Origin of the sequence: Streptomyces sp. NPDC059037, assembly GCF_042740015.1 — a bacterium.
In the GTDB taxonomy this organism is placed as follows: Bacteria; Actinomycetota; Actinomycetes; order Streptomycetales; family Streptomycetaceae; genus Streptomyces.
Genome location: NZ_JBHYIG010000145.1, coordinates 19,207 through 24,105, shown reverse-complemented (window position 1 = coordinate 24,105; position 4,899 = coordinate 19,207). Strand labels below are relative to the sequence as shown.

Here is a 4,899-nt window from a genome sequence, read left to right as displayed (position 1 = left end):
GGTACAAAACCTAACAACGCCGACGGCCCGGCCCCGCAAAATTTCTTGGCGGGGCCGGGCCTTCGGCGTTGCGTGCCCACGCACAGATGAACGTTTCTGCACCTGTCTCGGCGAGCGGGCACGCAAAAGGGCGGGGCCCCCAGAGAATCTGGGGGCCCCGCCCTGAACGCTGCCGACGCCTACGGCGTGGAAGTGCCCGTCAGTTGTCGTCCTCGTCGATGAGGAAGCCACGCATCGGCGACGGAGCCTGCTGCATCGGCTGCGGGCCCTGCGGCCGCACCGGCGCCATCGGCTGGGTCATCGCGGGGGACATCTGCTGCTGACCGCCGTAGGACGGACCAGCGGCCGGCTGGTTGCCGCCCATCGACTGGTTGCCGCCGTAGGACGGGGCACCCGCGCCGGCCGGAGCCATGGAGGGCGCCGGGGACGGCGGAAGGGAAGCCGTCGCCGGAGTCCGCGGCGGAGCCAGCGAGTCGTCGGCCTGGGTCTCCAGCTGACGGAGCTGCGACTCCAGGTAGGACTTCAGACGCGTGCGGTACTCGCGCTCGAAGCCGCGCAGGTCCTCGACCTTGCGCTCCAACGTGGCGCGGGCGGACTCCAGGGAGCCCATCGCGACGCGGTGCTTCTCCTGCGCGTCCCGCTCCAGGGCGTCAGCCTTGGCACGGGCGTCACGCTCAAGACCCTCGGCGCGCGAACGGGCCTCGCCGACGATCTTGTTGGCCTCGGAACGGGCCTCCGCGATCGCCTGGTCAGCGGTCTGCTGGGCAAGGGAGAGCACGCGAGCGGCGCTGTCGCCGCCGGGGCCCTGACCGGGCTGCGGCATCTGCGGGCCGTGGCCGCCCATGGGACCGCCCATCGGGCCACCCATCGGACCCTGGCCCATGGGGCCGGGGCCCTGCGGACCGGGACCCTGCGGGCCGTGCCCACTGGGGCCTGCGGGCAGCTGCGGTGCGCCACCGGGAAGCTGCGGCGGGCCGCCCATCTGCTGATGCTGCGGGTGCTGCTGCGGCGGCACCGGCTGCGGGCCCGATATTGCGGCGGGCACCGGGGCGCCGGGACCGCGCTGGTCCTGCGGCCCGTCGGGACCCTTGCGCATCCCGCCCTGCTGCTGGTTCTGCGCAGCGGCGCGGGTGGCAGCGGCCAGTTTGGCGCGCAGGTCCTCGTTCTCGCGGAGCAAGCGAGTCAGTTCGGCTTCGACCTCATCGAGGAAGGCATCGACCTCGTCCTCGTCATAGCCTTCTCGGAGGCGGACGGTCGTGAACTGCTTGTTCCGCACGTCCTCGGGGGTCAACGGCATCTCTTCACCTCAACGTAATCGTCGGCATTCGGCAAGACCGTATCGTTCACACAGACACCGACCTGACGACGGTGATCAGGATGTAGACGATGATCATCAGTACGAAGAAGGACAAGTCGAGCGCCACGCCCCCGAGACGCAGCGGCGGAATGAATCGCCGCAGAAGCTTGAGCGGTGGATCAGTGACAGTGTAGGTGGCCTCCAGAACGACCACCATCGCCTTGCCGGGTTGCCATGAGCGGGCGAACTGGAAGACGTAGTCCATGACCAACCGGAAGATCAGCACGATGAGGAAGCACATCAGCGCGATGTAAAGCACCTGCAAGACCACGCTCATGTTCGCGGTTCCCTCTCCCCTGTTACTCGTGCTTCGTTGCCGGTTCTGCGTCTACTGCATCTGTTACGTCTCAGCTCTGGTTGAAGAACCCGCCCTCTGCGATGCGAGCCTTGTCCTCCGCCGTTACATCGACGTTAGCAGGCGACAACAGGAACACCTTCTGCGTCACTCGCTCAATGCTGCCATGCAGACCGAACACCAGACCGGCGGCAAAGTCGACAAGTCGCTTCGCATCCGTGTCGTCCATCTCGGTCAGATTCATGATCACCGGAGTGCCCTCGCGGAAGTGTTCCCCGATGGTACGGGCCTCGTTGTACGTCCGCGGGTGCAGCGTGGTGATGCGGTAGGGCTCCCGCTCGGACACGACCTTGGGCATGATCACCGGTGCGTTCTTCTCCAGGCTCTGGCGTTCAGGTGTGATGGATGCCACGGGGGCGATACGTGCCGGACGTCCGGATTCGGCGGGTACCGAAGCGGAATGGGCGACCGGCTCACGCTGGGCGGGGGGCTGTACCACTCGTACCGATTCGTCCCGTTCAGACACGTGCGCCTGGCGGGACTGGTGCGACTGATGTGGCGGCTCGTGCCGCCGGCGGTCCCGCTCGGGCTCCGGCTCGGGTTCGAACTCGTCATCGGGGTCGAACCCCGGACCGTCGTACCCATCGTCCTCCACGAGGCCGAGGTAGACCGCCATCTTGCGCATCGCGCCGGCCATGCTCTGAGTCCTCCGCTCTGTGGTGGATCGGCTGTCGTCACCAACTGCCCGAGATCCACGAGGTATCCCCGCCCCAACAGCGAGAATGACCATATTTTCTGCTGTGGTCCGACTTCTTGGCGACGTTACCCGAGCCCGGGTCGGACTCCGAGTACCGCCGTACCGACGCGCACATGTGTCGCTCCGGCCGCCACGGCCTGTTCGAGGTCCGCACTCATCCCTGCCGACACCATGTTCGCAGCAGGATGAGCCGCGCGCATGAGGGTTGAGAATTCCATCAGCCGCTCGAACGCCGCCTGTTGCCGCCCCGCGTACGGTCCGGTGAGCGGCGCGACGGTCATCAGACCGTCGAGCCGCAGTCCGGGAGCTTCCGCCACGAGTCCGGCCAACTCTTCGATTCCGCCCGCCCCTACGCCCCCGCGCTCGCCCCGCCCGTGCTCATCGGCATCGAGCGCGACCTGGATCAGGCAGCCGAGTTCCCGCTCCGCGCGCACCGCGGCCGTCGACAGGGCCGTGACGAGCTTGGGACGGTCCACGGACTGCACCACATCGGCATAACTGGCCACAGAACGGACCTTGTTGGTCTGCAGCTGACCGACAAAGTGCCAAGTAAGGGGCAGATCCGAGCAGTCGGCGGCCTTGGGGGCCGCGTCCTGGTCGCGGTTCTCGGCGACATGGCGCACACCGAGTTCCGACAGGATCCGCACATCGCTCGCGGGATAGGTCTTGGTGACCACGATCAGGGTCACCTCCTCCCGCTTGCGCCCGGCCGCCGCGCACGCCGCGGCGATGCGCTCCTCGACCTCCGCCAGATTTGCGGCGAGTTGAGACTTACGGTCCGTCATGTGCAATCAGTCCAGCCAGACATAGCCCGCGAGACGGCCGGTGGTCCGGTCGCGGCGGTAAGAGAAGTGGTCACCGGATTCCAGGGTGCACACCGGCGACTGCTCCCGGTCGCGCACCCCGAGCCGCTCCAGCTGGGCGTGCACCCCCGCGGTCACATCGACCGCCGGTGTGCCCCAGCTCGTCTCGGCGTACGCCGCGGGCTCCGCGGCGGCGACATCGGCGCGCATCGCCTCGGGCACCTCATAGCAACGCCCGCAGACGGCGGGCCCGGTGCGGGCGACGATACGGTCCGGGTCCGCGCCCAGCTCCACCATCGCCCCGACGGCGGCCGGGACGACCCCGGCGACCATCCCGGGGCGACCCGCGTGCACCGCGGCCGCGACCTTGGCGACCGGGTCGGCAAGCAGGACGGGCGTGCAGTCGGCGGTGAGGACCGCGAGGGCCAGGCCCCGGCGTGCAGTCACCACGGCGTCGACGGCCGGGATCTCGGCGCCGGCGCCCCAGGGGCCGTCCACCACCGCGACATCGTTGCCGTGCACCTGGTTCATCCAGACGACGCGGGCCGGTTCGATCCCGAGGGACTTGGCGGCAAGGTCGCGGTTGGTGCGCACGGCCTGCGGGTCGTCGCCGACGGCCCCGCCGAGATTGAGCTCTTCGTACGGAACGGCGCTCACCCCGCCCCACCTGTCGGTGAAGGCGAAGTGCGCGCCGCTCACGGTGCTGTGCGGGCTTATCACTTGAGGAAGTCCGGCACGTCCAGCTCTTCGGCCTGGCTGTCCTGGTACGGACGGGCCGGCGGAACCTGCGGCGGGGTCACGGGCGCGGACGGAGCCTCGCTGACCGGGGCGGCCTCCACGGGCTCCGGCGTCGCCGGCTCCTCGCGGGTCGTGACGCTGCCGAGGCCGCCGTAGGACGGGCGGGACTCCGCGGGACGGGCCGGGGCCGCCGGCTGCTCCTCGCGCTTGGCCGAAGCCGAGCCAAGGACGTTGTCCCGCTTGGACGGTGGCTGACCGCCGTCGAAGCCCGCCGCGATGACGGTGACCCTGACCTCGTCGCCCAGGGCGTCGTCGATGACGGCGCCGAAGATGATGTTGGCCTCGGGGTGGGCCGCCTCGCTGACCAGCTGGGCCGCTTCGTTGATCTCGAAGAGGCCGAGGTCGGAACCGCCGGAGATGGAGAGCAGGACGCCCCGCGCTCCGTCGATGGACGCCTCGAGCAACGGCGAGGAGATCGCCATCTCGGCGGCGGCCACCGCGCGGTCGTCGCCGCGCGCCGAGCCGATGCCCATGAGGGCCGAACCCGCCTCGGACATGACCGACTTGACGTCGGCGAAGTCGAGGTTGATCAGACCCGGGGTGGTGATCAGGTCGGTGATGCCCTGGACACCGGAGAGCAGGACCTGGTCCGCCGACTTGAAGGCGTCGAGGACCGAGACCTGGCGGTCCGAGATGGACAGGAGCCGGTCGTTGGGGATGACGATGAGGGTGTCGACCTCTTCGCGCAGCTCCGCGATGCCGTCCTCGGCCTGGTTGGCGCGACGACGGCCCTCGAAGGTGAACGGCCGGGTGACGACGCCGATGGTCAGGGCGCCCAGGGAGCGTGCGATGTTGGCGACGACAGGTGCGCCGCCGGTGCCGGTGCCGCCGCCTTCGCCGGCGGTGACGAAGACCATGTCGGCCCCCTTGAGGACCTCCTCGATCTCCT

General features: G+C 69.3%; 6 protein-coding genes. All 6 read right to left on the bottom strand.

Annotation, left to right across the window (positions count from 1 at the left end; translation table 11 throughout):
* Nucleotides 1-199: 199 nt before the first annotated feature.
* Entirely contained in the window at nt 200-1,297 is a 1,098-nt protein-coding gene (locus ACFWY6_RS26735; protein WP_266867984.1) for a DivIVA domain-containing protein, read from the bottom strand.
* 46 nt (nt 1,298-1,343) lie between these two features.
* The gene (locus tag ACFWY6_RS26730) at nt 1,344-1,634 is read right to left on the bottom strand and encodes a YggT family protein (RefSeq protein WP_030783884.1); all 291 of its coding nucleotides are present in this window, start codon (nt 1,632-1,634) and stop codon (nt 1,344-1,346) included.
* Nucleotides 1,635-1,704: 70 nt separating this feature from the next.
* Nucleotides 1,705-2,349, bottom strand: a complete 645-nt coding sequence (locus ACFWY6_RS26725; protein WP_384695197.1) for a cell division protein SepF — start codon at nt 2,347-2,349, stop codon at nt 1,705-1,707.
* A gap of 125 nt (nt 2,350-2,474) precedes the next feature.
* Complete coding sequence (locus ACFWY6_RS26720; protein WP_360763264.1) at nt 2,475-3,194, bottom strand: YggS family pyridoxal phosphate-dependent enzyme; 720 nt, start codon at nt 3,192-3,194, stop codon at nt 2,475-2,477.
* A 6-nt stretch (nt 3,195-3,200) separates the two neighbouring features.
* A complete protein-coding gene (gene pgeF, locus ACFWY6_RS26715) occupies nt 3,201-3,911 on the bottom strand; it encodes a peptidoglycan editing factor PgeF (protein WP_384695194.1) in 711 nt (236 codons plus the stop codon).
* 17 nt (nt 3,912-3,928) lie between these two features.
* The coding region (ftsZ, locus tag ACFWY6_RS26710) for a cell division protein FtsZ (protein WP_384695192.1) at nt 3,929-4,899 on the bottom strand (971 nt) is incomplete at its 5' end.

Coding starts and splice junctions, on each gene's coding strand:
- ACFWY6_RS26735 (WP_266867984.1), bottom strand. CDS start 1,297: ATGCCGTTGACCCCCGAGGACGTGCGGAACAAGCAGTTCACGACCGTC.
- ACFWY6_RS26720 (WP_360763264.1), bottom strand. CDS start 3,194: ATGACGGACCGTAAGTCTCAACTCGCCGCAAATCTGGCGGAGGTCGAG.
- ACFWY6_RS26725 (WP_384695197.1), bottom strand. CDS start 2,349: ATGGCCGGCGCGATGCGCAAGATGGCGGTCTACCTCGGCCTCGTGGAG.
- ACFWY6_RS26730 (WP_030783884.1), bottom strand. CDS start 1,634: ATGAGCGTGGTCTTGCAGGTGCTTTACATCGCGCTGATGTGCTTCCTC.